24 protein-coding genes are annotated in these 24,742 nt (G+C 63.8%); 13 read left to right on the forward strand and 11 right to left on the reverse strand.

Annotated features, from left to right (window positions below):
• Positions 1-10: 10 nt before the first annotated feature.
• From GCN74_RS20540 to GCN74_RS28855, 8 genes are all read right to left on the reverse strand, one after another.
• Entirely contained in the window at positions 11-2,005 is a 1,995-nt protein-coding gene (locus tag GCN74_RS20540) for an ATP-binding cassette domain-containing protein (protein ID WP_193317179.1), read from the reverse strand.
• A gap of 94 nt (positions 2,006-2,099) precedes the next feature.
• On the reverse strand, positions 2,100-2,990 hold the full coding sequence (prmB, locus tag GCN74_RS20545) for a 50S ribosomal protein L3 N(5)-glutamine methyltransferase (RefSeq protein WP_152258387.1): 891 nt from the start codon (positions 2,988-2,990) through the stop codon (positions 2,100-2,102).
• A gap of 56 nt (positions 2,991-3,046) precedes the next feature.
• The gene (gene dapE, locus GCN74_RS20550; RefSeq protein WP_193317185.1) at positions 3,047-4,177 is read right to left on the reverse strand and encodes a succinyl-diaminopimelate desuccinylase; all 1,131 of its coding nucleotides are present in this window, start codon (positions 4,175-4,177) and stop codon (positions 3,047-3,049) included.
• A gap of 75 nt (positions 4,178-4,252) precedes the next feature.
• Positions 4,253-4,606 (reverse strand): ArsC family reductase, encoded by a 354-nt coding sequence (locus GCN74_RS20555; RefSeq protein ID WP_152258389.1) that lies wholly within the window; start codon positions 4,604-4,606, stop codon positions 4,253-4,255.
• A gap of 137 nt (positions 4,607-4,743) precedes the next feature.
• Positions 4,744-6,291: an FAD-dependent monooxygenase gene (locus GCN74_RS20560; RefSeq protein ID WP_152258390.1), complete on the reverse strand. Its 1,548-nt coding sequence runs from the start codon at positions 6,289-6,291 to the stop codon at positions 4,744-4,746.
• Between the two features lie 121 nt (positions 6,292-6,412).
• On the reverse strand, positions 6,413-7,240 hold the full coding sequence (dapD, locus tag GCN74_RS20565; protein ID WP_152258391.1) for a 2,3,4,5-tetrahydropyridine-2,6-dicarboxylate N-succinyltransferase: 828 nt from the start codon (positions 7,238-7,240) through the stop codon (positions 6,413-6,415).
• A gap of 13 nt (positions 7,241-7,253) precedes the next feature.
• On the reverse strand, positions 7,254-8,483 hold the full coding sequence (dapC, locus tag GCN74_RS20570) for a succinyldiaminopimelate transaminase (protein ID WP_152258392.1): 1,230 nt from the start codon (positions 8,481-8,483) through the stop codon (positions 7,254-7,256).
• Positions 8,480-8,653: a hypothetical protein gene (locus tag GCN74_RS28855; protein ID WP_193317180.1), complete on the reverse strand. Its 174-nt coding sequence runs from the start codon at positions 8,651-8,653 to the stop codon at positions 8,480-8,482. Before GCN74_RS28855 ends, dapC begins: the two co-directional genes overlap by 4 nt.
• A gap of 117 nt (positions 8,654-8,770) precedes the next feature.
• On the opposite strand from GCN74_RS28855, the gene tsaB reads away from it, so the two are divergent.
• From tsaB to GCN74_RS20590, 4 genes are read left to right on the forward strand one after another with little or no spacing between them, the layout of a single operon-like run.
• Positions 8,771-9,496: a tRNA (adenosine(37)-N6)-threonylcarbamoyltransferase complex dimerization subunit type 1 TsaB gene (gene tsaB, locus GCN74_RS20575; protein ID WP_193317181.1), complete on the forward strand. Its 726-nt coding sequence runs from the start codon at positions 8,771-8,773 to the stop codon at positions 9,494-9,496.
• A complete protein-coding gene (gene rimI / locus GCN74_RS20580) occupies positions 9,493-9,999 on the forward strand; it encodes a ribosomal protein S18-alanine N-acetyltransferase (RefSeq protein ID WP_152258393.1) in 507 nt (168 codons plus the stop codon). Before tsaB ends, rimI begins: the two co-directional genes overlap by 4 nt.
• Positions 9,996-10,925, forward strand: coding sequence for a uracil-DNA glycosylase (locus tag GCN74_RS20585; RefSeq protein WP_152258394.1), 930 nt, complete (start codon positions 9,996-9,998; stop codon positions 10,923-10,925). The genes rimI and GCN74_RS20585 overlap by 4 nt, the downstream gene beginning before the upstream one ends.
• Entirely contained in the window at positions 10,921-11,856 is a 936-nt protein-coding gene (locus GCN74_RS20590) for a DUF1853 family protein (RefSeq protein WP_226939141.1), read from the forward strand. The genes GCN74_RS20585 and GCN74_RS20590 overlap by 5 nt, the downstream gene beginning before the upstream one ends.
• A 144-nt stretch (positions 11,857-12,000) precedes the next feature.
• On the opposite strand, the gene lplT is transcribed toward GCN74_RS20590, so the two are convergent.
• Entirely contained in the window at positions 12,001-13,263 is a 1,263-nt protein-coding gene (gene lplT / locus GCN74_RS20595; RefSeq protein WP_152258396.1) for a lysophospholipid transporter LplT, read from the reverse strand.
• Positions 13,264-13,533: 270 nt separating this feature from the next.
• On the opposite strand from lplT, the gene alr reads away from it, so the two are divergent.
• The 4 genes from alr to fliD all read left to right on the forward strand — a co-directional run bounded on the left by alr (position 13,534) and on the right by fliD (position 18,159).
• Positions 13,534-14,637 carry an alanine racemase gene (gene alr / locus GCN74_RS20600; RefSeq protein WP_152258397.1) on the forward strand — a complete coding sequence of 368 codons (1,104 nt, stop codon included), beginning with the start codon at positions 13,534-13,536 and terminating at the stop codon, positions 14,635-14,637.
• Positions 14,638-14,717: 80 nt separating this feature from the next.
• Positions 14,718-16,094, forward strand: a complete 1,377-nt coding sequence (gene radA, locus GCN74_RS20605; protein WP_152258398.1) for a DNA repair protein RadA — start codon at positions 14,718-14,720, stop codon at positions 16,092-16,094.
• A gap of 130 nt (positions 16,095-16,224) precedes the next feature.
• Positions 16,225-16,545, forward strand: coding sequence for a PilZ domain-containing protein (locus tag GCN74_RS20610; RefSeq protein ID WP_226939138.1), 321 nt, complete (start codon positions 16,225-16,227; stop codon positions 16,543-16,545).
• A gap of 228 nt (positions 16,546-16,773) precedes the next feature.
• Entirely contained in the window at positions 16,774-18,159 is a 1,386-nt protein-coding gene (gene fliD, locus GCN74_RS20615) for a flagellar filament capping protein FliD (protein WP_152258400.1), read from the forward strand.
• A gap of 69 nt (positions 18,160-18,228) precedes the next feature.
• Here fliD and GCN74_RS20620 read toward each other — a convergent pair whose 3' ends face one another.
• The gene (locus tag GCN74_RS20620) at positions 18,229-18,999 is read right to left on the reverse strand and encodes an AraC family transcriptional regulator (RefSeq protein WP_152258401.1); all 771 of its coding nucleotides are present in this window, start codon (positions 18,997-18,999) and stop codon (positions 18,229-18,231) included.
• Between the two features lie 130 nt (positions 19,000-19,129).
• Between GCN74_RS20620 and GCN74_RS20625 the strand changes: the two genes are divergently transcribed.
• The 3 genes from GCN74_RS20625 (at position 19,130) to GCN74_RS20635 (ending at position 21,729) form a co-directional block, all read left to right on the forward strand.
• Positions 19,130-20,380: an MFS transporter gene (locus tag GCN74_RS20625; RefSeq protein WP_152258402.1), complete on the forward strand. Its 1,251-nt coding sequence runs from the start codon at positions 19,130-19,132 to the stop codon at positions 20,378-20,380.
• Positions 20,381-20,424: 44 nt separating this feature from the next.
• Positions 20,425-20,919 carry a ribonuclease E activity regulator RraA gene (gene rraA, locus GCN74_RS20630; RefSeq protein ID WP_152258403.1) on the forward strand — a complete coding sequence of 165 codons (495 nt, stop codon included), beginning with the start codon at positions 20,425-20,427 and terminating at the stop codon, positions 20,917-20,919.
• A gap of 168 nt (positions 20,920-21,087) precedes the next feature.
• Positions 21,088-21,729, forward strand: coding sequence for a choice-of-anchor C family PEP-CTERM protein (locus GCN74_RS20635; protein ID WP_226939139.1), 642 nt, complete (start codon positions 21,088-21,090; stop codon positions 21,727-21,729).
• 106 nt (positions 21,730-21,835) lie between these two features.
• On the opposite strand, the gene GCN74_RS20640 is transcribed toward GCN74_RS20635, so the two are convergent.
• A complete protein-coding gene (locus GCN74_RS20640; RefSeq protein ID WP_152258405.1) occupies positions 21,836-22,219 on the reverse strand; it encodes a MerR family transcriptional regulator in 384 nt (127 codons plus the stop codon).
• 84 nt (positions 22,220-22,303) lie between these two features.
• Between GCN74_RS20640 and GCN74_RS20645 the strand changes: the two genes are divergently transcribed.
• Positions 22,304-22,741: a hypothetical protein gene (locus tag GCN74_RS20645; RefSeq protein ID WP_152258406.1), complete on the forward strand. Its 438-nt coding sequence runs from the start codon at positions 22,304-22,306 to the stop codon at positions 22,739-22,741.
• An 89-nt stretch (positions 22,742-22,830) separates the two neighbouring features.
• Positions 22,831-24,648 (forward strand): DUF4153 domain-containing protein, encoded by a 1,818-nt coding sequence (locus tag GCN74_RS20650; RefSeq protein WP_152258407.1) that lies wholly within the window; start codon positions 22,831-22,833, stop codon positions 24,646-24,648.
• Positions 24,649-24,742 lie beyond the last annotated feature (94 nt).

Genomic DNA, 24,742 nt, shown 5'->3' on the forward strand with positions numbered 1-24,742 from the left:
GTGTTTGGCCTTAGCCGAGTTTCTCCAGCTGATCCTGCAAGTCCAGCCATTCCGCTTCCAGCTGCGCCAGGTCCTTGGTGAAGAAGGTCTGGTCGGCCAGCAATTGCTTCAGCTTGGCCTTGTTGGCCGCGTCGTAGATGGTCGGCTCGCCCAGCTTTTCTTCCGTTTCCGCCTTTTGCGCGTTGCGCTTGGCGATCTGCTCTTCCTGGCGCTTGATCTTGTTTTCGATCGGCTTGCGCAGGGCGGCGGCCTTCTGGCGGTCTTCCGCTTCCTGGCGCTTGTCGCGCACGGGCGCGGCAGGGGCGGCGGCCGGCGCAGGGACGGACGACGTCACCGGGAAGTCGGTCTTGTTGGCCTTGCCGGCGGCCGGCAGCACGTCCGTGCCCTTGCCCAGCTTGGTCTTGAACAGCCAGTCCTTGTAGTCGTCCAGGTCGCCGTCGAACGGTTGCAGCTTGCCGTCGGCAACGATGATGAATTCATCGGTGGTGGCGCGCAGCAAATGGCGATCATGGGAAACGACGACCAGGGTGCCTTCGAACTGGGCCAGCGCTTCCGTCAGCGCTTCGCGCGTTTCCAGATCCAGATGGTTGGTCGGTTCATCGAGCAGCAGCAGGTTCGGACGCTGCCAGACGATCAGGGCCAGTGCCAGACGGGCTTTTTCGCCGCCCGAGAACGGGGCGATCGAGGCGGTGACCATGTTGCCGGGGAAGTTGAAGCCGCCCAGGAAGTTGCGCAGTTCCTGCTCGCGCACGGTGGGGGCGATCTTCGCCAGATGCCACAGCGGCGATTCGTCATGGCGCAGCATTTCCACCTGGTGCTGGGCGAAGTAGCCGATGTTCAGGCCCTTGCCCATGGTGGCGTCGCCGCTCAACGGCATCAGTTCGCCGGCGATGGTCTTGATCAGGGTCGATTTGCCGGCGCCGTTCTGGCCCAGCAGGCCGATGCGCTGGCCGATCTGCAGCGAAAACTTGATGCCGTTGACGATGGTTTTATGCGTGACCGCGCCCGTCGCTTCGTTCTCGATCTTGTAGCCCGCATCGACGTCTTCCATCACCAGCAGCGGGTTCGGGGCGCTCAAAGGCTCGCGGAATTCGAACGAGAATTCGGCGGCGGCGCGCAATGGCGCCAGCTCTTCCATCTTCGCCAGCGCCTTCATGCGGCTTTGCGCCTGGCGCGCTTTCGAGGCCTGCGCCTTGAAGCGGTTCACGAACGATTCCAGGTGGGCGCGCTTGCGCTGCTGCTTTTCCAGCGCGCCGGCGGCCAGGATCATCTGCGCCGCGCGCTGGCGTTCGAAGCTCGAGTAGTTGCCCGAGTAGCGCTTCAGCTTGCGCTCGTCGATGTGCACGACCACGTTGACCACTTCGTCGAGGAAGTCGCGGTCATGGGAAATGATCAGCAAGGTGCCCGCGTAGCGCTTCAGCCAGTCTTCCAGCCAGATGATGGCGTCCAGATCCAGGTGGTTGGTCGGTTCATCGAGCAGCAGCAGGTCGGACGGGCACATCAGCGCTTGCGCCAGGTTCAAGCGCATGCGCCAGCCGCCGGAGAAGCTGGCCACGGGTTGCTGCATCTGGTCCAGGGTGAAGCCCAGGCCCAGCAGCAATTGCTCGCCGCGCGACTGCACGGTGTACGCGTCGGCATCGGCCAGCGCGCTGTAGATCTCGCCGATGGCGATGCCGTTTTCCGACGTGGCCGGTTCCGATTCCAGGCGCGCCAGTTCCGCTTCCAGTTTGCGCAGGGTGACGTCGCCGTCGATCGCGTAGTCGAGCGCTGCACGGTCCAGCGGCGGCGTTTCTTGCGCCACGTAAGCCACGCGCCACTTGGCGGGGAAATCGATCTCGCCCTGGTCAGGGTGCAATTCGCCACGCATCATGGCGAACAGGCTCGATTTGCCCGCGCCATTGGCGCCGATCAGGCCGATCTTGTCGCCCGGATTGAGGGTGACGTCGACTTGTTCGAGCAACGGTTTGATGCCGCGCATCAGGCTTACTTGTAGGAAACGTATCATTTTTTTCTTTGTAGAGGCTGGGGTCAGACCCGGCGGGGACATTTGTCCCAGAGGGACGAATGTCGATCCTGAAGGGACTGACCCCGGTAGTCAATTAGGCCAGCTTCAACTGCTCGGCCGTCAGCAGGAACACCATGTCGTCGCCGGCGCTCGTCGTCAGCCAGGTCAGGCCCAGCTCGCCGAAGGCCGCTTCCGCGTAGGCGCGTTCGTTGCCGATTTCAATCATCAGGATGCCGTCGTCCGTCAGGCGTTCGGCCGCGCCGGCGATGATCTTGCGCACCAGGTCCATGCCGTCGCTGCCGCCGTCGAGGGCGATTTGCGGTTCGGCCAGGTATTCCTGGGGCAGGGCGCCCATCGACGCGGAATTCACGTACGGCGGGTTGCTGATGATCAAATCGTATTTCTTGGCCGGCACGTTTGCGTACAGGTCCGATTCGATCAGGGTGACGCGGTCCTGCAGCTTGTACGTGTCGACGTTGCGCTTGGCCACGGCCAGCGCGTCGGCGGAAATGTCCACCGCGTCCACGGCGGCGTTCGGGAAGGCGTCGGCCATCATGATGGAGAGGCAGCCCGAACCGGTGCACAGTTCCAGGATGTTTTCCACGGCGTCCGGTTCCGGCACCCAGGGCGAGAAGTACTCGGGGATCAGCTCGGCGATGAAGGAGCGGGGCACGATCACGCGCTCGTCCACGTAGAAGTTATACGTGCCCAGCCACGCTTCCTTGGTGATGTAGGCGGCCGGCACGCGGTCGATGCTGCGGCGGTCGATGACGGTCATCACGTTGACCACTTCCGACGGCAGCAATTTGGCGTCGAGGAAAGGTTCCAGCCGGTCGAGCGGCAGCTTTAACGTGTGCAGGACCAGATAGGCGGCTTCGTCGAACGCTTCGGCGCTGCCGTGGCCGAAAAACAGCTTGGCGGTATTAAAACGGGTAACGGCGTAGCGCAGCAGGTCGCGTGGCGTGGAAAACGGGTTCGGGGTCATGGCATTCTCGAAAAGACGGTGTTCTGGCCCGCCGTGACGGGCCTCGGTATTCAGGTTCAGACGGGCAGCAAATGCTCCAGGGTGCGCCGGTAGATATTCTTCAGGGGATCGATGTGGCGCAGTTCGATGTGCTCGTCGATCTTGTGAATACTGGCATTGGGCGGCCCGAATTCTATCACTTGGGGGCAGATCTGCGCGATAAACCGGCCATCGGAGGTGCCGCCCGTGGTCGACAGCTCCGTCACGATGCCCGTTTCCTGCTCGATGGCGGCGGACAGCGCATCGGACAGGGTGCCGCGCGGCGTGAGGAAGGGCAGGCCGCTCAAGGTCCATTGCAGATCGTACTGCAGGTCATGCCTGTCGAGGATGGCGTGGACTCTTTGCTGCAGGCTTTCCGCCGTGCTGGCCGTGGAAAAGCGGAAATTGAAGTCGATCACCATGTCGCCCGGAATCACGTTGTTGGCGCCCGTGCCCGCATTGATGTTGGACATTTGCCACGTGGTCGGCAGGTAGTACTCGTTGCCCGCATCCCATTGCTCCCCGACCAGGTCGGCCAGCGCCTGCGCCGCTTCGTGGATGGGGTTTTTCGCCAGGTGCGGGTAGGCAATGTGACCCTGCACGCCCTTGATCGTCAAACGGCCCGACAGCGAACCGCGGCGGCCGTTCTTGATCATGTCGCCCAGTTGCGCGCTCGACGTCGGCTCGCCCACCAGGCAATAGTCGATCTGTTCGCCCCGTGCCTTCAGTTTGTCGCAGACGATGACGGTGCCGTCCGTGGCCGGGCCTTCCTCGTCGCTGGTGATCAGAAAGGCGATCGAGCCCGTGTGCCCGGGCGTGGCGGCGATGAATTCCTCGCAAGCGACCACCATGGCGGCAATCGAGGTCTTCATGTCGGCCGCGCCACGGCCGTACAGCTTGCCGTCGCGGTGCGTGGGGATGAAGGGCTGCGAGCGCCACTGCTCGACGGGGCCCGTGGGCACCACGTCCGTATGGCCGGCAAAGACGAACACGGGCGACGTGGTGCCGCGGCGCGCCCACAGGTTGGTGACGTCGTTCGACTGTATCGTTTCGCAGACAAAGCCCAGCGGCGTGAGGATATCGATCAGGTGCTGCTGGCAGCCCTTGTCGTCGGGCGTGACGGAGGACAGGGCGATCAGTTTTTCGGTCAGGGCGAGGGTTTTGGAGATGGTCATGGTGTAGAGCGGGGGCGTACCCTTGGGACTCGGCGTCCCCGTACGACCCCAGCCTTGCAGGTGTCGGGTTTAAACTGAAAAAATGGTCTTGTACTGCGCATCCGAAAACGCCACGCTGAACAGGCCATCCTTGTCCAGCACGGGGCGCTTGATGATGGACGGATTTTCCAGCATCAGGGCCAAAGCACTGGCCGCATCGACGGTGGACGCCTTGCGTTCGTCGGACAGGGCGCGCCAGGTCGTGCCTTTCTTGTTGACCAGCACATCCCACGGCAGTTGCGCCAGCCATGCTTCGACGGTGGCGCGTTCCAGGCCCTGCTTCTTGAAGTCGTGGAAGGTAAACTCGATTTGCTGTGCGGCCAGCCAGGTGCGGGCCTTTTTGACGGTATCGCAATTGGGGATACCGTAGAGTGTAATGGTCATAGTGGTCGGGCTAACGGGGAATGAATGCGGTTCGCTTGATCGCGGCGCTTGCGCTGGCGCGATATGCGATGTTAGCCGCCATTATACAGTCGTTGCGCTACTCGATGCGGCGCTGCAACATGTCCCCGGAATTTTTCCTAGACGGGCCGCGGCGCCGTCTTGCCTGGCTCCGCCGGGCCGAAATGCAGGCCCAGTCGCAGGGCCAGGGCGCGCAGGGCGCCGCTTTCCTGCAGGTGCAGGGCCAGCGCGATATGGCCGTCGGGGCGTATCAGGTAGGCCGCGTCGCGGCCCAGGCCGGCCAGCTTGGCGGCGACATTGAAGGTGTAGCAATGCACGGGCAGCTTCAGCACGCGCGCCTCGTCCAGCAGTTCCGGTGCCGCTTCGCCATAGATGTGCAATTGCCAATCCATGCTGCGCAGGGCGGTGAAATTGTCTTGCGTGCCATCGGAGAACCACGGCAGGCGGTCGCCGCCGCGCAGATATTCCGCATGGCCCGCGGACAGGGCGCTGTCTTCATAGCTGATCTGGATTTGCGACACCGTCTGGAACAGCAGGCGGCGCGCCCGCCCAAAGCCGGACAGGAAGGGCAGCGCATGGGGCACCAGCCAGCGGCGCAGGAATTGCCCCGCGATGCCTTGCGCGACGATGGCCTGGAAGGCGCGGTCGGTGGTGGCGACGAGCTTGCGGGCAAACACGATGCGCTCGCTTTCATAGGTGTCGAGCAGGGCGTCGTTGCTCTGGCCGTGCAGCTTTTGCGCCAGCTTCCAGGCCAGGTTGACGGCGTCGCCCAGTCCCGTGTTCATGCCCTGGCCGCCCACGGGACTGTGCAAATGGGCCGCGTCGCCGAGGATGAAGCAGCGCCGCGCGCGGAACTGGCCCGCCACCCGATGATGCACTTTATACGTGGAAAACCAGTTTACATGCTCGACCTGGATGCCCAGCAAGGCTTGCACCTGTTCCCGCACGTCGTCGAAGACGGGGGCCGGCGCGCCATCGGGGCGGTCGGGCAGGATGCCGATCAGGCGCTGCATGCCGCTGGTGCGCACGGGCAGCATCAGCGCAAACGAGTTCGCGCCCAGGTGGGCGTGCAGATCCGTGTTGTTGCCGGCCACTTGCGCATCGGCCACGTAGTACAGGTGGTCGTAGGTGCCGCCGGAAAAGTCGAAGCCGGCAATCTCGCGCACCTTGCTGCGGGCGCCGTCGCAGCCGCAGATATAGTCGAACGTGCAATATTGCCGTTCGCCATCCTTGAGCACGATGGCTTGCACTTCGCTATCGTCCTGCGTCCACAGGTCCAGCGCCGCATTCCATTCCACATGCACGCCGGCCGCCGCCAGCTTGCTGATGAGAAAGCGTTCATGCTCGTCCTGGGGCAGGCTCAGCACGAAAGGGTAGGGGCTCAGGCCTTCGCCGATCTCGCCCAGCGCCAGTTTCACCAGCTCCTCGCCCCCTTCGTGGATGTGCATGGCGTTGATCTTGATCCCCAGGCTGACGAGCTCGTCGGCAAAGCCCAGCTGCTGGTAAAACTCCAGGGTGCGCGCATGCACCGCCATGGCCCGCGACGCCTGGCCCGGTCCGCTGTTCTTGTCGATGATGCGGCAATCGACGCCATGGCGCGCCAGGCGCAAGGCAAGCATGAGGCCGGTAGGACCGGCGCCGACGATCAATACGGGAGGAGTATTCATGCCATCCAGTATAGGACAGGATGGGAGATGGCTGCAGGACGATTGAAGTTGCGTTCTAGAAACGAAAATGTCCCGCCGGGGCGGGACATTCAGGTATTGCCGATACTTCACTGCGCAGTGATCAAATACCGCGCAAGAGTTCGTTGATGCCGGTCTTGGCGCGGGTCTTCGCATCCACGCGCTTGACGATCACGGCGCAGTACAGCGAGTACTTGCCGTCTTCCGAAGGCAGGTTGCCCGAGACCACGACGGAGCCCGCCGGCACGCGGCCGTAGGTCACTTCGCCCGTGGCGCGGTCGTAGATCTTGGTCGACTGGCCGATGTACACGCCCATCGAGATGACGGAGTTTTCTTCGACGATCACGCCTTCGACGATTTCCGAGCGGGCGCCGATGAAGCAGTTGTCTTCGATGATGGTCGGGTTTGCTTGCATGGGCTCCAGCACGCCGCCGATGCCGACGCCGCCGGACAGGTGGACGTTCTTGCCGATCTGCGCGCAGGAGCCGACGGTGGCCCAGGTATCGACCATGGCGCCTTCATCGACGTAGGCGCCGATGTTGACGTAGGACGGCATCAGCACGACGTTCTTGGCGATGAAGCTGCCGCGGCGGGCGACGGCTGGCGGCACCACGCGGAAGCCGCCCTTGGCGAAGTCTTCCTTGGTGTAGTTGGCGAACTTGGTCGGCACCTTGTCGTAGAACTGCATCGTGCCATCCGATGGCAGCACGATGTTGTCTTCCAGGCGGAACGACAGCAGCACGGCTTTCTTGACCCACTGGTTGACGACCCAGTCGCCCGAGGTCTTTTCCGCCACGCGGATGCTGCCGTTGTCCAGGCCGTTGATGACGTGGGAGACGGCGTCGCGCAGCTCGGCCGTGCCGTTGCCCGGATTGATCTCGGCGCGGTTTTCCCAGGCCTGGTCGATGATGTTTTGCAGTTGTTGGCTCATGATGATGTCTTGTTTAGTTGATTGAGGCGGATGCGGAAAGCTGCTGGCAGAATTTTACTATGCGTAAGGCCGCTTCCAGCCCTTCGGCCGTTTCGGCCACCAGGGCCATGCGGATGCGGTTGCGGCCCGGGTTGATGCCGTGCGCGTCGCGCGCCAGGTAGCTGCCAGGCAATACCGTGACATTATATTCGGCGTACAGGCGTTGCGCGAATTCCGTGTCGGACAGGCCCGTGCGGCTGACGTCGGCCCACAGGTAGAAGCCGGCGTCCGGCAATTGCACGTCCATCACCGATTGCAGCAGCGGCGTGATGGCGTCGAACTTGGCGCGGTACTTGGCGCGATTTTCCTCGACATGGGTTTCGTCGTTCCAGGCCGCGACGGAGGCCGCCTGCACGGCAGGGCTCATGGCGCCGCCGTGGTAGGTTCGGTAGAGCAGGAATTTTTTCAGCACTTCCGCGTCGCCGGCGACAAAGCCCGAGCGCATGCCCGGCACGTTCGAGCGCTTCGACAGGCTGGAAAACACCACCAGGCGCGCATACGGGCGCTCGATGGTGGACAGGCCCAGCATGTGCGCCGCCTGCAGCGCGCCCAGCGGGGGCGTGTCGCCGTGGTAGATCTCGGAATAGCACTCGTCGGCGGCGATGACGAAGTCGTAGCGTTCGGACAGGGCGAACAAATGTTCCCAGTCCGTCAGGGTGAGCACGGCGCCCGTCGGGTTGCCCGGCGAGCACAGGAACAGCAGCTTGACCTTTTCCCACACGGAAGCGGGCACGCTGTCGTAGTCGCAGCCGAAATTGCGCGCCGGGTCGGAGTTGACGAAATACGGTGCGGCGCCGGCCAGGTAGGCCGCGCCTTCATAGATCTGGTAAAACGGGTTCGGGCTGATCACCAGCGAGCCGGCCGATGGATCGATCACCGTTTGCGCCAGCGCAAACAGCGCTTCGCGCGAACCGTTCACGGGCAGGATCTGCGTGGCAGGATTGAGCTTGGGGATGCCATAGCGGCGTTCCAGCCAGCCGGCGATGGCGCCGCGCAAGGCTTCCGAGCCGATGGTGGTCGGATAGCTGGCCAGGCCGTGAATATTGTCGACCAATGCCTGCTCGATAAAGGCTGGCGTCGGGTGCTTGGGTTCGCCCATGCCCAGGCTGATGGGTGCATAGTCGGGATTGACCGTCACGCCGGCAAACAGCTGGCGCAGCTTTTCAAATGGATATGGTTGCAGTTTAGCAAGAAGTGGATTCACGGAACGGACCAGGGCAAGAGTGGAAAGACGATGTGGCTTGGCAATGACTGAACTTGTAATGACTTGGTAATGGCTGAAAATAAGGGCTGAAAATAAGGGCTGAAAATGACTGAACCGTTGCTTGGCGCGGCAGGCTTGATGCCGGTCAAATAATCAGCTGCGTCTTTCATTATAGCCGTCCTCGCGGGCCCGCTGTGCAAGCGGGGTCGGCCGGATGGCTGGCCGGCTTGTCCGGGCATGCCGCAGCGGGGAGTGCCGCGCCATGGCGCGGCAAGGTAAAATACGCTATGTCTACCTTACTTCCCACCTTACTTGCCATTGAAACCTCGTCCGAACTCGCCTCCTGCGCCTTGCTGCGCGGCGATGTCGTCCTGTCCCGCGCCTCGTCGGGCGTGCGCACCCATTCCCAATCGATCTTGCCGATGGTGCAGGAATTGCTGGCCGAAGCGGGCGTGACCTTGGCGGACGTGGACGCCATCGCCTACGGCTCCGGCCCCGGCTCGTTTACGGGCGTGCGCACGGCTTGCGGCATCGCCCAGGGCCTGGCCTACGGCGCCAGCCTGCCCGTCGTGCCCGTCGTCACGCTGGACGCCATGGCGCTGGCGTGCCACCAGCAGCATGGCGCGCGGCGCATCGTGACCGTGCTCGACGCCCGCATGGGCGAAGTGTACTGGGCGCAATACGATTACCAGGATGGCTTGCAAGCCGTGTTGCCGCCGGCCCTGAGCGCGCCGGCCGGTGTGCTGCCGCAGGGCGACGTCGTCGGCTGCGGCAACGGTTTTGGCGCCTATGCGGACGCCCTGGCCCCGCTGCCGTGCGCCGCGACTGCCGACGCCGCCATCATGCCGCACGCCGTGCAGGTGGGCCAGCTGGCGCGCATCGCCTTTGCGGCCGGCCATTTCGTCAAGGCGGCCGATGCGCAGCCTTTGTATTTGCGCAACAAGATCGCCTACACGAGCGCGGAGCGGCTCGACATGCAACAGGCCAAGGCCGCTGCGGAGTCGGCACAATGAGTGTGGCGGGCCAGGACGCAGTGACGCAGGCCGGCAGTGCGGCATGGGACTTGCTGCGCCTCGACTATCAGCCGATGCTGGAGACGGACCTGTCGGAGGTGCTGGCGCTGGAGCAGCGTGTGTATCCGCATCCCTGGACGCATGGCAACTTCGTCGATTCCCTCAAGAGCGGCTATCCGGCCTGGGTGCTGCGCGACGTGGACGGCACCCTGCTCGGCTACTTTTTGCTGATGCTGGTCGTCGACGAGGCGCATTTGCTGAACGTGGCCGTCGAGGGCGCCATCCAGGGGCAGGGCCTGGGCCGTTTCCTGCTGAAGCAGTCCTGCGCCTGCGCGCGCCAGCTGGGCATGGAATCGATGTTGCTGGAGGTGCGCCCGTCGAACGTGCGCGCGCTCGATATTTACCAGCGCTACGGATTTGAACAGATAGGCCGGCGCAAGGGATACTATCCGGCCAGCAACTCGCAACGTGAGGACGCCATCGTGATGCGTTATACCTTATGAGCCGCAGCGCCGTTTTCCTCGATGAAATGGGCGTGGGACCATTGTGGCGCTTGCGCCACGGCGCCGCGCCCGAGGCCGTTGACACTGCCGTCGCGGCTCCCGTGGACCTGCAAGCTGCCGCGGCGCAGCCTGTGGCCGAAGCGCTGGAAGCAGTGAGCGAAGTGGCCGTGGCGATGGCCGCCGAGGTCGTTGCCGAGGTGCGGGCCGAGACGCCCGCCGCCGTTGCCGCTGCGCCCGTCGCCGCCGCCACGCCGGTCCCTGCCGCTACGCCAGCGCCCGCCGCCGCGGCGCCTGACGACACGGCCTGGTTCGACGATGCACCGCCGCCACCGCCCGCCAGGCAGCTGAGCGATACGGATATCGCCGCCCTCGACTGGGATGGCTTGACGGCGGCCGTCGCCAAGTGCGCGCGCTGCGACTTGTGCAAGACGCGCAAGGGCGTCGTCATGGGCCGTGGCGACCGCCAGGGCGATTGGCTGATGCTGGCCAGCAGCCCGTCGCGCGCGGAAGAACGGGAAGGGCGCGCCTTGCCGGGCGAACAGGGCAAGTTGCTCGACAATATGCTGAAAGCCATCGAAGTCGATGCCGGCCGCGATGTGTATGTCACCCACCTGCTGAAATGCCGTCCGCTCGACGAGGCGGGCCAGGAGCGCCTGCCCACGGAATCGGAGTCGGCCGCCTGTCGTCCGTACTTCGAGCGCGAACTGGCCCTGCTGCAGCCGCGCACCATCGTCACCTTGGGTTCGATGGCCGCCGCCGGCATCAATCCCGGCGAGAAACCCGTGCGCGGCACCGTGCGCCAGCTGGGCCATGCTTCCGTCGTTGCCACCTTCCACCCGGAAATGTTGCTGCAGGACGAGACGGGCAAGGCCAAGGCGCGCGCCTGGGCCGACCTGTGCCTGGCGAAAAGCACGCACGGTGATTGACGGGGCCGCCGGCGCTTTCCAGGCCCGCTTCGAGCGCCGCTGGGGCCACCTGACGCACCCCCGCGTGCGCGCGCTGGCCTGGCTGCTCGATTCGCCCGACTTGCTGGACCCGGCCAGTCCCCACTGGGGCGGGCGCATCGCCAGCCTCGCGCCCGTCACGCCTTCCGTTGCCGCCTGGCTGGGGGCGCTGCAAGAGGACCCGTCGCCGCTCGATGCGGCGCTGGGGCCGAAATTCTATTCCCGCCTGGGCCTGTATGCTGAAAAGCTGCTGGCCTTTTATTTTGCGCAGCATGGACTGCTGCAAGCGCATGGCTTGCAAGTGCAGGTGAACCGCAACGACACGGTGGGCGAGTTCGATTTCCTGCTGCGTGATGGAGATTCCCTGTTGCACTGGGAATTTGCCACCAAGTTCTACCTGCTCGAAGGCGCGCCCGATCCCGGCGTCTTCAATCACTTGATCGGCCCCAACCTGGCCGATACCCTGGGCTTGAAGATGCGCAAGATCCTGGACAAGCAGCTGGCCTTGTCCCGCCATCCGGCCGCGCAAGGCTTGCTGGCGCAGCCCGTGCGCGCGGCGCAGGCGCTGGTCAAGGGCTGGCTGTTCTATGCGGCGGGCGCCACGCCCGCCCTGGACGGTATTTCCCACGATCACGGACACGGCTTCTGGTGCACGCCGGCGCAACTGCCGGCGCAGCGCTATGTCGTGCTGCCGCGCCTGCAATGGCTGGCGCCATTCAAGGGGCGCGACGTGGAGGTGCTGGACGTGGATGCCTTGCGCGCGCAGTTGTTTGATCTGGCGCAACCCGTGATGGTGGCCACGGTGGATACTGTCGAAGGCTGGGAAGTGGAGCGCGAGAGAGGATTCGTCGTGCCCCATGACTGGACGGAGCAGGCTGCCGCGCGGCGAATAACGGGCGCGCTACCTGCGTAATGCCGGGGACTGACCCGCCAGGCCAGACCTCGAAGTTCATGCTGCTGCACGCGAATCAAGGACAGGTTGTCGGATGTAAAACGCTCAACCCAAAACGAAATCCGGGGTCAGACCCTGAGGGTCTGACCCCAGCCCTTGCTGGGTTTAATGTTTTTGCTCGCCAATCAAGGACAGATTATCGTGCTCGGCCTGGTTCAACTTGTGTTTGCGCATGATCATGTACATGGTGCCGGCAACGAACAGGCCGAACAGGGTGATGATGATGTTCAGCGGCAGGTGCAGGCGGATCATGATCGAATACACGGCCAGCATGGTGAGGATAGACAGGTTTTCATTGAAGTTCTGCACGGCGATGGAGTGGCCAGCGCTCATCAGCACGTGGCCGCGGTGTTGCAGCAGGGCATTCATTGGCACGACGAAAAAGCCGGACAGGGCGCCAATCAGTATCAGCAGCGGGTAGGCGATCCATACGGAATGCACTTGCGTCATCATCATGACGATCACGCCCATGGCGATGCCCAGCGGAATGACGGTCAGCGATTTGCGCAGGGGAATGAAGCGGGCTGACAGCACGGCGCCGGCGGCCACGCCGATGGCGACCACGCCCACCAAGCTGGTCGCCTTGTCGAAGGGCATGTTCAAGGATTGCTTGGCCCATTCCAGCACGATCAGCTGCAAGGTGGCGCCGGCGCCCCAGAACAGGGTCGTCACGGCCAGGGTGATCTGGCCCAGCTTGTCTTTCCACAGGATGGAATAGCAATTGGCAAAATCGGTGATCAGTTTGATAGGATTGCGTTCCTGGTGCGGATACACGCAGCCCGTATCGGGAATCTTCAGGTTGGCCAGGGTCGCCAGTGCGTAGATGCCGACCACCACGCACAAGGCCGCTTCCGTCTTGTTGGTGATGCCCGTGTCGATCAGCGGGATATCGATGGACAGCAGCATGTCGGACACGTGGCCGCTGACGAGCGCGCCGCCCATGACGGTGCCCAGGATGATGGAAGTAACGGTCAAGCCTTCGATCCAGCCATTCGCCGCCACCAATTTTTCCGGCGGCAACAGTTCCGTCAGGATGCCGTACTTGGCGGGCGAGTACACGGCCGCCCCAAAACCCACGACGGCGTAGGCCAGCAGCGGATGCACGTGGAAGAAGACGAGGGCGCAGCCGAAGATCTTGACCATGTTGGCGATGAACATGACCTTGCCCTTTGGCAATGAATCCGCGAAGGCGCCGACAAAAGCGGCCAACAGCACGTAAAACAGCACGAACGATAGTTTGAGCAGCGGCGTGATCCACGCCGGGGATTTCATGGACACCAATAAATCGACGGCGACAAAAAAGAGGGCGTTATCGGCCAGCGAGGAAAAGAACTGCGCCGCCATGATGGTATAAAAACCACGATTCATTCTGGAATGCCTGAAATCATATCTGGCTTGCTTTATACCACGAAAAAACGGCAAACCCCAAGTTTGGACGGGGCCGCTTTGCATAGTCTTGCCTAAGTGAAGCTTAATTTTTCTGCCGTAGAAAAATACACATACATGTGAGCATTTTATACATGCTGTCGTGGGCGACCATCGCGCCCATCGCCGTGCAGGCTTGCCGTCCGCAGCTCGCCGCCCGCATCCGGCCCATCCGGTAAAATACGGCTTTCCCATCCGCCGTGAACCACGCTTATGCCCAGGCCCCTCATCGCCACCATCCATCTCGATGCCATGCAACAGAATCTGGCGCGCGCCCGTGCCTGCGCCCGCGGCGCCAAGGTGTGGGCCGTCGTCAAGGCAAATGCCTATGGCCACGGCCTGGAACGGGCCATGCGTGGCTTTGCCGATGCCGATGGCCTGGCGCTGGTCGAGGTCGACTACGCCGTGCGCTTGCGCGAACTGGGCTGGACCAAGCCCATCCTGCTGCTGGAAGGTTTTTTTGACGCCAGCGATCTGCCCGTCATGGCGCAATATGGCTTGAACGGCAGCGTGCATTGCGAAGAACAGATTGCCTTGCTGGCAGCGGCGCGCCTGCCGCGCGCCATCGATGTACATCTGAAAATGAATACGGGCATGAACCGCCTGGGTTTCACGCCGCAGGCCGTGGCCGGCGCGTATGCGCGCCTGCGCGCCATGCCCCAAATCGGCACGATCACCCTGATGACGCATTTCGCCAATGCGGATGAGGCGGCGCCCACGCGCCTGCCCCTGGCCCAGCAGATGCTGCGCTTCGAGGCGGGTGCGGCCAGCATCGGCGCCGGCGTTGGCACATCATTGCCGCGCAGCCTGTGCAATTCGGCCGGCCTGCTGCTGCACCAGCTCGACAGCGACTGGGTGCGTCCCGGCATCATGCTGTACGGCGGCACGCCCAGCGGCGCTCCCGGCTGCACGTCCGCACAGGCGTTCGGCTTGCTGCCCACCATGACCTTGCGCAGCAGCATCATCGGCATCCAGGACATTGCCGCCGGTGAAGTGGTGGGCTACGGCAGCCGCTACGAAGCGGCGGGCAATATCAAGGTGGGCGTGGTGGCGTGCGGCTATGCGGACGGCTACCCGCGCCATGCGCCCGAAGGCACGCCCGTGCTGGTCGACGGCATGCGCACTGGCCTCATCGGCAGGGTCTCGATGGACATGCTGATGGTGGACTTGACGCACGTGCCCGGCGCGCGGGTCGGCAGCAGCGTGACCTTGTGGGGGCAGGGCATGCCGATCGACGAGGTGGCCTTGGCCGCCGGCACCATCGGCTACGAGCTGATGTGCGCACTGGCGCCCCGCGTGCCCGTGCACGAGGCGTGACCGCAGGCGGCGATTTGTATATACTGTGAATCTACTGTATATATAACCAGCTGTTTCACCTTACCCGAGCAAAGTACACCATGGCCAAAGTCAAGACCGTCTACACCTGCAGCGATTGCGGCGCCGTCAGTAATAAATGGATGGGGCAATGCACCTCGTGCAATCAGTGGAATACCATGGTGGAAAGCCTGCCCGAAACGGGCGGCAACAACCGCTATTCGAATCCGCAGCACATGTCGCTGGCGCAGACGGCGCCCGTGCTGTCGCTCGACGATATCGACGCCATCGACGTGCCCCGCTTCGGCACGGGCATCGAGGAATTCGACCGCGTGCTGGGCGGCGGCATGGTGGCGGGCGGCGTGGTGCTGATCGGCGGCGATCCCGGCATCGGCAAGTCGACCCTGCTGCTGCAGGCGCTGGCCAATATGTCGCACCATAAGCGCGTGCTGTATGTCAGCGGCGAGGAGTCCGGTGCGCAGATCGCCCTGCGCGCCAAGCGCCTCGTCATCGACGCCAAGGAACTGAAACTGCAGGCGGAGATCCAGCTGGAAAAGATCCTCGCCACCCTGGCCGATTTGAAGCCGGAAGTGGTGGTGATCGACTCGATCCAGACCGTGTATTCGGACGCGCTCAGCTCGGCGCCCGGTTCCGTGGCGCAGGTGCGCGAATGCGCGGCCCAGCTCACGCGGGCAGCCAAGCAGACGGGCGTGACCATCATTTTGGTCGGCCACGTGACGAAAGAGGGCGCGCTGGCCGGCCCCCGCGTGCTCGAGCACATCGTCGACACGGTGCTGTACTTCGAGGGCGACGCCCATTCCAGCTTCCGCCTGGTGCGCGCCATCAAGAACCGTTTCGGCGCCGTCAACGAGCTGGGCGTGTTTGCCATGACGGAAAAGGGCTTGAAGGGGGTGTCGAACCCGTCCGCCCTGTTTTTGTCGCAGCACGACAACCAAGTGCCCGGTTCCTGCGTGATGGTGACGCAGGAAGGCACGCGCCCCTTGCTGGTGGAAATCCAGGCCCTGGTCGACACCAGCCACCTGCCCAATGCGCGCCGGTTGTCCGTGGGCCTGGAGCAGAACCGCCTGGCCATGCTGCTGGCCGTGGCGCACCGCCACGCGGGCATCGCCGCCTTCGACCAGGATGTGTTCATCAACGCGGTGGGCGGCGTGAAGATCACGGAACCGGCGGCCGACCTGGCCGTGTTGCTGGCGATTAACTCATCGATGCGCAACAAGCCGCTGCCGCGGGGCCTCGTCGTGTTTGGCGAAGTGGGGCTGGCCGGTGAAATCCGCCCCGCGCCACGGGGCCAGGAGCGCTTGCGCGAAGCGGCCAAGCTGGGCTTTACCCTGGCCGTGGTGCCCAAGTCCAACCTGCCCAAGCAAGCGATCGAGGGCATCAAGGTGATCGGCGTCGAGCGCATCGACGAGGCGTTCAACAAGCTGCGCGATCACGAGTAAAAGTCGGTATGGTTTAAATGCCAAGCTTGAGACAAGTCAAACAGAATTTCCGTTTAGAACTATAATATTTGTCCGATGGATTCCAGCGTGAATCCGTATCGACAATGAATTGATAGAGAAGCGGAATACAGTGTCAGTTGAACAAAGGCAGGGCGCACGCAAGATATTGCGTGCCAAGGCAATGTTGGTAATCGATGGCGCGGGCCCCGTGGCGGCGCGCACCCTCGATGTGGGGCCGGGCGGCATGTCGGCCGTCATCGCGGAACCGGTGCCGACAGGCAAGAAGGGCAAGGTGCTGTTCGAGTTGTTTTACGATGGCTCGGCGCACATCATCGAGGCGCGCGTGTCCGTCTCGCACTGCATTTTCAGCAGCGCCGGTTTCAAGGTGGGACTCACTTTCCAGCAACTGGACATGGCCGTCAGCAGCGCCATTTCAAAGTTCATGCGCTGAGGCGGGGCCGGGATAAGGGGCAGGTGAAATGCGCTAAAATGGTGCATATGGGTTTGCAGTCAGGAAAAACCTGTTCTGTTCGCTGTTTTGATATTCCAGTAATACTGCATAATTATCAACCAGAAGAGGGACCTTGCCGCGCCACGCGCGCTGGCGTCCGTTTCCAGCGCAGCGCGGTCAGGAGCTGAACCGTGTGCCATGACCTTACATCCGACGGGAATGCCTACCATGTTTAATTCGACCATCAACAGCAGGGCCTACACCAACAACACGCAGCAGACGACGCAGGGCAATATCTCGGCCGATGTGTACGCGAAGGTGGAGCGCCAGATGCAGTCGCAGAACACGGGCGTCGTCAAGCTCAACGCCAGCCTGGCGCGCGACCAGGCCAAATTCTCGGGCCTGGGCCAGCTGCAATCGGCGCTGGCCAAATTCCAGACCGTGGCCAAGAACATGGCCGGCAGCGGCCTGGCCACGTCGGCCACGTCGAGCAGCAAGGATGTGCTGAGCGCCACCACCACCGACAAGGCTGTCAGCGGCAGCCATGAATTGAACGTCAAGCAGCTGGCGCAGGGACAGACCCTGCTCAGCGGAGCGCAGAAATCCTCGAGCGCGGCGATCGGCACGGGCGCGCCAGCGCTGGTCAGGATCGAGGTGGGCACGGCGGACGGCAAGCAATTTACAGCCGGCAGCGGCAAGATCATCGCGCTGACCATCGACAGCAGCAACAATAGCCTCGACGGCATTGCCGCCGCACTCAAGCAGCAGGGCATCGATGCCAGCGTGGTGAAGGGCGCCGATGGCTACTCGCTGGCCCTGAACGGCAAGAGCGGCGCCGACAGCAGCATGCGCATCAGCGTGTCCGGCGACGCGGCCGTCAGCAATCTGCTCAGCTATGCGCCCGGCGCGGGCAAGGGCATGCAGCAGACGGCTGCCGCGCAGGATGCGCTGCTGACGGTCGACGGCAAGGAAATCAAGAGCGCCACGAATACCCTGACGACGGCCGTCGAGGGCGCCACCATCGAATTGAAGAAAAAAGGCACGACCGACCTCGTCATCGCCAAGGACAGCAGCCAGATCGCCAGCAACGTGGCCAGCTTCGTCACGGCCTACAATGAACTCAACAGCAAGCTGCAAAGCCTGCAGCAGGGCGACTTGAAGTCCGACACGGCCCTGGGCCAGGTGCGTTCGCAGATGGAGCAGGTGCTGCGCACGGCCAGCACGGGCGTGCCTGCCTCCGTCTTGAGCAGCGCCGGCGTGACCCTGGGCAAGAGCGGCGAGCTGGTGCTCGACGATAAAAAGCTCAAGGCGGCCATCGCGGCCGATCCGGACGCCGTCAGCAAGATGTTCACGAATAACGGCAAGGGTGTGGCGGACCAGTTCGCCAGCAAGATCGGCGAGCTGACGGGCGAATCGAGCATCATCCGCAAGGAAGTGCAGACGGTGGGCAAGGACATCACCACGCTCACCAACAAGAAAGCCGTGCTGGCCAAGGCGCTGACGGCCCAGGCGCAGGCGCTGGTGAAAGCGTATTCGGCCCAGGAACAGATGGGCACGAATTCGGCCTTGCCGGGCTACACGGGCAAGAACTCTTTATTTGACTTCATGGCTTGATTCGGCTTGATCCGCGCTGGCGCATGGCCTGCGCGCGGCGCCCTGTTCTGAACGCCGGCCGGTGCGCGCTCAGGGGCGTCCGCCCTGGGCAAAGAACGCCGAGGGCGAGCTGCCGAAGGTTTTCTTGAACATGGCGGAAAAGGCCGACTGGCTGGCGTAGCCCAGTTCTTCGGCCACCTGCGACAGCGGCACGCCGCGCGCGATCAGGGGCGCCGCGTGCGCCAGGCGCACCTGCTGGCGCCACTGGCCAAAACTCATGCCCAATTCCCGTTCGAACAGCCGCGCCAGGGTACGCTCCGAGGCGCCGACCTGCTGCGCCCAGTGTTCCAGGGTCTGGTTGCTGCCCGGTTTCTCTATCAGGCTGTCGCACAGGGTCTTCAGGCGCTTGTCGCCCGGCAGGGGAACGCGGATGGGGCGCGTGGCCGAGCGTTTCAATTCATCGAGGATCAGTTCGGCCAGCAGCGCCTCGCGCGCCGGTTCCTGTCCCGGGTCCAGCTGTTCCAGCGCCATGATCAGCTGGCGCAGCAAATTCGACACTTCCAGCACCTTGCAGTCGCGGCCCGCGAATGGCGCGCGCGCGGCATGGATGCACAGGGGGCGCAAACGGGTTTTTTCCAGTATCGTAACGGCATGCTCGACGTTGGGCGCGATCCAGATGGCGCGCATGGGCGGCAGCACCCAGCTGCTGTTGTTGGCCGTGATGCGCAGCACGCCTTCGAGGGCCATCGTGACCTGGCCCCAGGGATGGCTGTGCGGCAATAAAAATTCATCGGGTTGCAGGTCGCGCGCGATCATCGTCACGGGGATCGTCGCGCTGGGCGCTTCCCGTGGCGGACACATACGGGTATGGTGGAGGATAGGTACACCCATCAGCTTGGCCTTAATTCGATAAATTATGTCGTTCTGTCGGAAAACAGACGATGGTATTTTGCATACACTTGAGCTTCACCAGTATAAGACAGGGTATGACATGATAACAACTAAGCCGGCAACGCAGTTGCCCCCGCCTGTGCCGCCATCGCTGCGCAGCGATGCGCGCGTCATCGCCCTGGTGGGGCTGGCGCATGGCGTCTCGCACTTCTACCATCTGATCCTCGCAGCCCTGTTCGTCTGGCTGAAACCCGCATTCGGCCTGTCGTATGCGGAGCTGGGCTTGCTGATGACGGTGTTTTTCATCATCTCGGGCGTGGGGCAGGCGCTGGCCGGCTTTGTCGTCGACCGCTTCGGCGCCCGCGCCGTGCTGTTTTCCGGCATTTTCCTGCTGGGCGTGTCGGCGCTGGCCCTGTCCACCGCCCACAGCTATGCGGCGCTGATGCTGGGCGCCATGCTGGCCGGCATGGGCAACAGCGTGTTCCATCCGGCCGACTACACGATACTCAACCAGCGCGTCTCGGCGGCCCGCGTGGCCTACGGCTTTTCCGTGCATGGCATCAGCGGCAATATCGGCTGGGCCCTGGCGCCCCTGTTCATGACGTATGTCGCCACGCACTACGACTGGCGGGTGGCCTTGCAATGCGCGGCCGTGCTGCCGTTCGGCGTGCTGCTGATCCTGTTCCTGAACCGCCACGCCATCCGTCCGGAACCCGTGAAAAAAGCGGCGCCTGGCCAGCCGGCCGGCGGCGAAGGCACCCTGGACTTCCTGCGTCTGCCGGCCGTGTGGATGTGCTTTGCCTTCTTCTTCATTACCGCCATCGCCCTGGGCGGCATCCAGAGCTTTGCCAGCGTGGCCCTCGTCAAGCTGTACGGCATGAGCCTGGCGCTGGCCACCAGCGCCTACACGGCCTACATGCTGGCCTCGGCCGTGGGCATGCTGGCCGGCGGCGTGGTGGGCGCGCGCAGCAAGCAGCCGGACCGCAACGTGGCGATCGCCTTTTCCGTCGCCGCGCTGCTGGCCGTGCTGCTGGCCATGGCCGTCGTGCCGGCCTGGGGCGCGGTGGTGCTGATGGGCGCCATCGGCCTGACGTCCGGCGTGGCGGGGCCGTCGCGCGACCTGATGATACGCGCGGCCGCACCGAAGAATGCCACGGGGCGCGTGTATGGCGTCGTGTATTCGGGCCTCGACAGCGGCCTGGCCGTGGGGCCCCTGTTCTTTGGCGCGCTGATGGATGGCGGCCATCCGGCTTTGCTGTTCGTCTTCATCGGCGTGTTCCAGGCGCTGGCGATCGCCACGGCCGTGGGCGTGGGCGGTAAAACACGTGCCGTGGCGCTGCAAAAGGCATAGAATCGTTGCCATCCGACACTATTTACTTACTTCCAGGAGCCAGCATGACTTTTGCGACCACCGACCTGTGCGACGACTATGCAGCCATGCTGGATGAGGGCACCCTGGCCGTGCTGCCGCCCGTGTACCGCACCTTCGGCCAGCGCGTGCGCTTCTGCGGCCCTGCCACCACCTTGCAGGTGTTCGAGGACAATGCGCTGGTGCGCAGCACCCTGGAAACACCGGGCCAGGGCCACGTATTGGTGATCGATGGTGGCGGCAGCCTGCGCCGCGCGCTGGTGGGCGGCCAGCTGGGCGTGCTGGCCGAAAGCAACGGCTGGGCCGGCATCGTCGTCGATGGCTGCATCCGCGACAGCGACGAAATCAATGTCTGCCAGATCGGCGTGCGCGCGCTGGCCACGCATCCCCGCAAGAGCAGCAAGACGGGCGCCGGCCAGCGCGACGTGCGCGTGCAGCTCAGCGGCGTGGCCGTGCATCCGGGCGACTGGATCTACGCGGACGCGGACGGCATCCTGGTGGCGCGCCAGGAACTCGACTGAGCCGTTCCTCCCAAGGGAGGGCGGCAGCAGCGGCACGCACTGCGCCGGGAAGCGTTACATATTGTCCACATTAAATATATTTTTGCAAAGTTCTTTGATTTTCATCCCGGCTGGGATATGATTTCACTTAAGGTAACTTTAATGCCAATAAGGCAAGGAAATCAGCTCATGAAAATCGCCACCATCGCAGCAGTTGTCGCCCTGTTTGCTGCCGGCACCGCCAGCGCCAGCCCCGTCAACCTGATCACGAATGGCAATTTTGAAACGGTCGCTCCCGGTTACACCTTCGACAGCGGCTTTAAAGTCGTCAACAGCGGTTCGTCGGCCATCACGGGCTGGACCGTGGGCGCCAGCTCCGTCGACCTGATCCGCAATGCGTATAACGCCATCGACGGCTACAGCATCGATTTGCTGGGTACGCCAGGTCCGGGTTTCCTGTCGCAAAATTTCAATGTCGTTGCCGGCCAGACCTACAGCCTGACCTTTGACATGGCGCGCAATTCCGGCGGCCCCGCAGGCCAGGGCGTGAGCGTCAATTTCGGCGGCGTGGTGGGGGATTTCTACTCGACGGCTGCCGCCTCGAACACCTTGTACAGCAATACCCTGAGCTTCACGGCCGCCACCACCGGCCTGGCGACCCTGTCGTTTGCCAGCGCCGCCAAGGCCGGCACGCCGTTCGACAATTACTCGGGCGCCGTGATCGACAACGTGTCCGTGACGGCCGCCGTGCCGGAACCGGAAACCTACGCCATGCTGCTGGCCGGCCTGGGCCTGATGGGTTTCCTGCGCCGCCGCAAGGCCGCCAGGTAATCCCGGCTTTACGCCACGTCAAGACCGCCTGCTGCGTTGCACAGGCGGTTTTTGTCATTCTGGGGGGGGCGTAGCCCGCATCGGGCAACAGCCGCCGCGGCAGTCTTTAGCTGGCTGCATCGGCATTGCCGCGCAAGGGGCAGTCCGCCGCCTGCGGCCCCATCCGCCGCGCCAGTTCGCCGCGCAACTGCGTCAATCCCGCGATGCGCGCATCGATTTCACTTAGCTTGCGCGCCAGCGCCGCGCGCAGCAGGTCCGCCGTGGCCGGATCGCCGGCGCTGGCCAGCAGCGGCATGTCGGCCTCGATTTCCGTCAGCGTAAAACCCAGCTGCTGCGCCGTGCGCAGATAGCGCAGCCAGTCCGCCGCCTCGGGCGGGTAGTCGCGGTAGCCGTTCGCGCCGCGCCGCGCGCGCAGCAAGCCCCGCTTTTCATAGAAGCGCAGGGTATCGCGGCTCAAGCCCGTCGCCTGCGCCATCTCGCCGATCTGCATGGTTATTTTTCTTTCATAAAATGCTTGACCATGGAGTGTACTCCAACCTCGATCATGGGCGCTTTCCATTCGACAGGAGTTGCCATGTTGTCCGTTTCCGCCTTCCGCCGCCTGGTGCGCGTCAGCGCCATTTATGATGTGCTCATGATTGCCCCGTTTACCACGCCGTGGACGTTCTTGCTGCTGCGCGAGCACTTAAGCGCCCTCAATGTGGGCCTGGGTGGCGTGCCGCTGCCCGTCTTCGGACCGTTTCATCTGCTTATCGGCAGCTTGCTGGGCAGCGTGGTGCTGGTCTGGTCCGTGCTGCGCATGCTCGATCCGCAGCCGCGTTTCGGCCGCTACGATGCGGCGGCGCGCTACCTGTTTTCCACCTGGATGGCGTGGGCGCTGCTGCTGACGGGCCAGCCCCTGCTGTGGCTGTTCCTCGTGCCGGAGCTGGCCTTTGGCCTCGCGCAAAGCTTGCCAGTGCGGCGCGGCGAGGGCGGGCTGGAAGGGCATGCGCACGAATCGTTGTTGAGATGACGATAACGAAATGCAATAATGGTTGTGCATTACAGCAATGAACGACTATTAAGGGAATGACTATGCAGCAGGATGCCGCAGGAAAAAACATGGCGTTGCTCGATCCGGTAGTGGCGCCGCGCATCGCGGTGACGCGCCTGGTGACGGGCCTGCTGCAAGGCTTGCTGCTGTACTGGCTGTACAGCGCGGCGCAGGACAAGGTATGGCCCGCCACGGAAGCGTATCTGCTGGGACCGTTGATGCTGATCAGCCTGCTGCTGCCCATTTTGCTCGTTTCCAGCCTCGGCCATATGTCGGCAAAGCGCATCGTCCTGTGGATGGCGGGCGCGGCCGCCGTGATGGCCGTGCTGGCCTGGCATGACGTGGCGCGCGGCGCGGAACACGTGATCTGGGGTAACTACAAGCCGGGTGCGCCGCTGCGCGTGGTCTCGGCCCAGCTGTTCGGTTTCAGCGTGGTGGGCTTCTATATCGCCCACGCGCTGGTGCTGGCCAGCGCCCAGGATGGCCAGCGCATCGCCCGCTACCCCACCTATTTTGAAATCGCCTGGAAGCTGGGCATCCAGCTGCTGTTTTCCCTGCTGTTCGTGCTGGGCCTGTGGCTGGTGCTGTGGCTGGGCGGACAGCTGTTCCTGCTGATCAAGCTCAGTTTCCTGAAAAAACTGCTGGGCCAGGCGTGGTTCGTGATTCCCGTCATCTGCTTCGCGTTTTCGTTCGCCATCCATATCACGGACGTGCGCCCGTCCATCGTGCGCGGCATCCGCACCCTGCTGCTGGTGCTGCTGTCGTGGCTGATGCCGATTGCCGCCGTGCTGGTCTCCGGTTTCCTGCTGACCCTGCCATTCATCGGCTTCGAGCGCCTGTGGGCCACGCGCCATGCGGCTTCCGTGCTGCTGGGCATGGCCGGCGTGCTGGTGGTGCTGATCAATGCCGCCTTCCAGAACGGCGAAGTGGGCCATGGCGTGGCGCGCGGCATCCGCCTGGGCACGCGCCTGGCCTGCCTGCTGCTGCCGTGGGTGGTGGGCATCGCCATCTACGCGCTGACCCTGCGCGTGATGTCGCATGGCTGGACGTCCGACCGCCTGATCGCAGCCGCCTGCCTGCTGGTCGCCACCTGCTACGCCGTCGGCTATGCCTGGGCGGCCAGCAAGTATGGCGACTGGCTGCACCTGATCGCCAACGTCAACGTGGCCACGGCCGGCGTCACCCTGCTGGTGCTGTTCGCCCTGTTCTCGCCGCTGGCGGACCCGGCGCGCATTTCCGTGGCCAGCCAGATGGCGCGCCTGGACAGCGGCAAGGTGGGCGTGGACAAGTTCGATTTCGAATACCTGCGTTTCCAGGGCGCCCGCTATGGCCAGGCGGCCCTGCTGGAGCTGAGCAAACGCACGACGGGGCCTGACGCGGCCGTCATACGGGCCCGCGCCGACGCCATGCTCAAGCGCCAGAACCGCCTCGATGAGACGGGCGCGCTCAGCGATGTGTCGATCAACCTGACCCTGCGCCCGGCCACGGCGAAATTGCCGGACAGTTTCCTGCGCCAGGACTGGACGCAAGTCGGCCCCGCCTGGCGCCTGCCCGCCTGCCTGAAGCGGGCAGGGCCCCAGTGCGACGCCTACCTGCTCGATTTCGATGGCGATGGCAAACAGGAGGTGCTGTTGATCAGCAATGACCCGCGCGCCTCGTCGGTGCTGCTGGCGGAAAAAGAGGATGGCAGCTGGACCGCGCGCGGGCAAATCCCCGTGGACGCCCTGCGCTGCAAGCCTCTGCGCGAAAAGCTGCAGGCGGGCGAGTTCCAGCTGGTGCCGCCGAAAGTGCGCGAGCTGGAAATCGATGGCCAGCGCGTGCCGATGACGTTATATACGCCGGAGGACGAGGTCAGCTGCCCGGACGAGACAGCGCCGGGTCCGTAAATAGCGGGAAGAGGGCTTGCCGCGCGGGACAAAACCGCTGCTGTAGCAGTCGTTCGACTGATACAGCATGTGGCTGTACGCGTTGCCTTGTGCC

It is taken from the genome of Janthinobacterium sp. FT14W (assembly GCF_009208755.1).
GTDB classification, from domain to species: domain Bacteria; phylum Pseudomonadota; class Gammaproteobacteria; order Burkholderiales; family Burkholderiaceae_D; genus Janthinobacterium; species Janthinobacterium violaceinigrum.

What these genes read in the sequence shown, in the direction of transcription:
- fliD (WP_152258400.1), top strand. Translation starts at nt 16,774, where the DNA reads ATGTTTAATTCGACCATCAACAGCAGGGCCTACACCAACAACACGCAG.
- GCN74_RS20555 (WP_152258389.1), bottom strand. Translation starts at nt 4,606, where the DNA reads ATGACCATTACACTCTACGGTATCCCCAATTGCGATACCGTCAAAAAG.
- rraA (WP_152258403.1), top strand. Translation starts at nt 20,425, where the DNA reads ATGACTTTTGCGACCACCGACCTGTGCGACGACTATGCAGCCATGCTG.
- lplT (WP_152258396.1), bottom strand. Translation starts at nt 13,263, where the DNA reads ATGAATCGTGGTTTTTATACCATCATGGCGGCGCAGTTCTTTTCCTCG.
- GCN74_RS20585 (WP_152258394.1), top strand. Translation starts at nt 9,996, where the DNA reads ATGAGCCGCAGCGCCGTTTTCCTCGATGAAATGGGCGTGGGACCATTG.
- dapD (WP_152258391.1), bottom strand. Translation starts at nt 7,240, where the DNA reads ATGAGCCAACAACTGCAAAACATCATCGACCAGGCCTGGGAAAACCGC.
- GCN74_RS20640 (WP_152258405.1), bottom strand. Translation starts at nt 22,219, where the DNA reads ATGCAGATCGGCGAGATGGCGCAGGCGACGGGCTTGAGCCGCGATACC.
- radA (WP_152258398.1), top strand. Translation starts at nt 14,718, where the DNA reads ATGGCCAAAGTCAAGACCGTCTACACCTGCAGCGATTGCGGCGCCGTC.
- GCN74_RS20645 (WP_152258406.1), top strand. Translation starts at nt 22,304, where the DNA reads ATGTTGTCCGTTTCCGCCTTCCGCCGCCTGGTGCGCGTCAGCGCCATT.
- GCN74_RS20650 (WP_152258407.1), top strand. Translation starts at nt 22,831, where the DNA reads ATGGCGTTGCTCGATCCGGTAGTGGCGCCGCGCATCGCGGTGACGCGC.
- alr (WP_152258397.1), top strand. Translation starts at nt 13,534, where the DNA reads ATGCCCAGGCCCCTCATCGCCACCATCCATCTCGATGCCATGCAACAG.
- GCN74_RS20625 (WP_152258402.1), top strand. Translation starts at nt 19,130, where the DNA reads ATGATAACAACTAAGCCGGCAACGCAGTTGCCCCCGCCTGTGCCGCCA.
- GCN74_RS28855 (WP_193317180.1), bottom strand. Translation starts at nt 8,653, where the DNA reads ATGAAAGACGCAGCTGATTATTTGACCGGCATCAAGCCTGCCGCGCCA.
- GCN74_RS20635 (WP_226939139.1), top strand. Translation starts at nt 21,088, where the DNA reads ATGAAAATCGCCACCATCGCAGCAGTTGTCGCCCTGTTTGCTGCCGGC.
- rimI (WP_152258393.1), top strand. Translation starts at nt 9,493, where the DNA reads ATGAGTGTGGCGGGCCAGGACGCAGTGACGCAGGCCGGCAGTGCGGCA.
- prmB (WP_152258387.1), bottom strand. Translation starts at nt 2,990, where the DNA reads ATGACCCCGAACCCGTTTTCCACGCCACGCGACCTGCTGCGCTACGCC.
- GCN74_RS20620 (WP_152258401.1), bottom strand. Translation starts at nt 18,999, where the DNA reads ATGTGTCCGCCACGGGAAGCGCCCAGCGCGACGATCCCCGTGACGATG.
- tsaB (WP_193317181.1), top strand. Translation starts at nt 8,771, where the DNA reads ATGTCTACCTTACTTCCCACCTTACTTGCCATTGAAACCTCGTCCGAA.
- GCN74_RS20540 (WP_193317179.1), bottom strand. Translation starts at nt 2,005, where the DNA reads ATGATACGTTTCCTACAAGTAAGCCTGATGCGCGGCATCAAACCGTTG.
- GCN74_RS20560 (WP_152258390.1), bottom strand. Translation starts at nt 6,291, where the DNA reads ATGAATACTCCTCCCGTATTGATCGTCGGCGCCGGTCCTACCGGCCTC.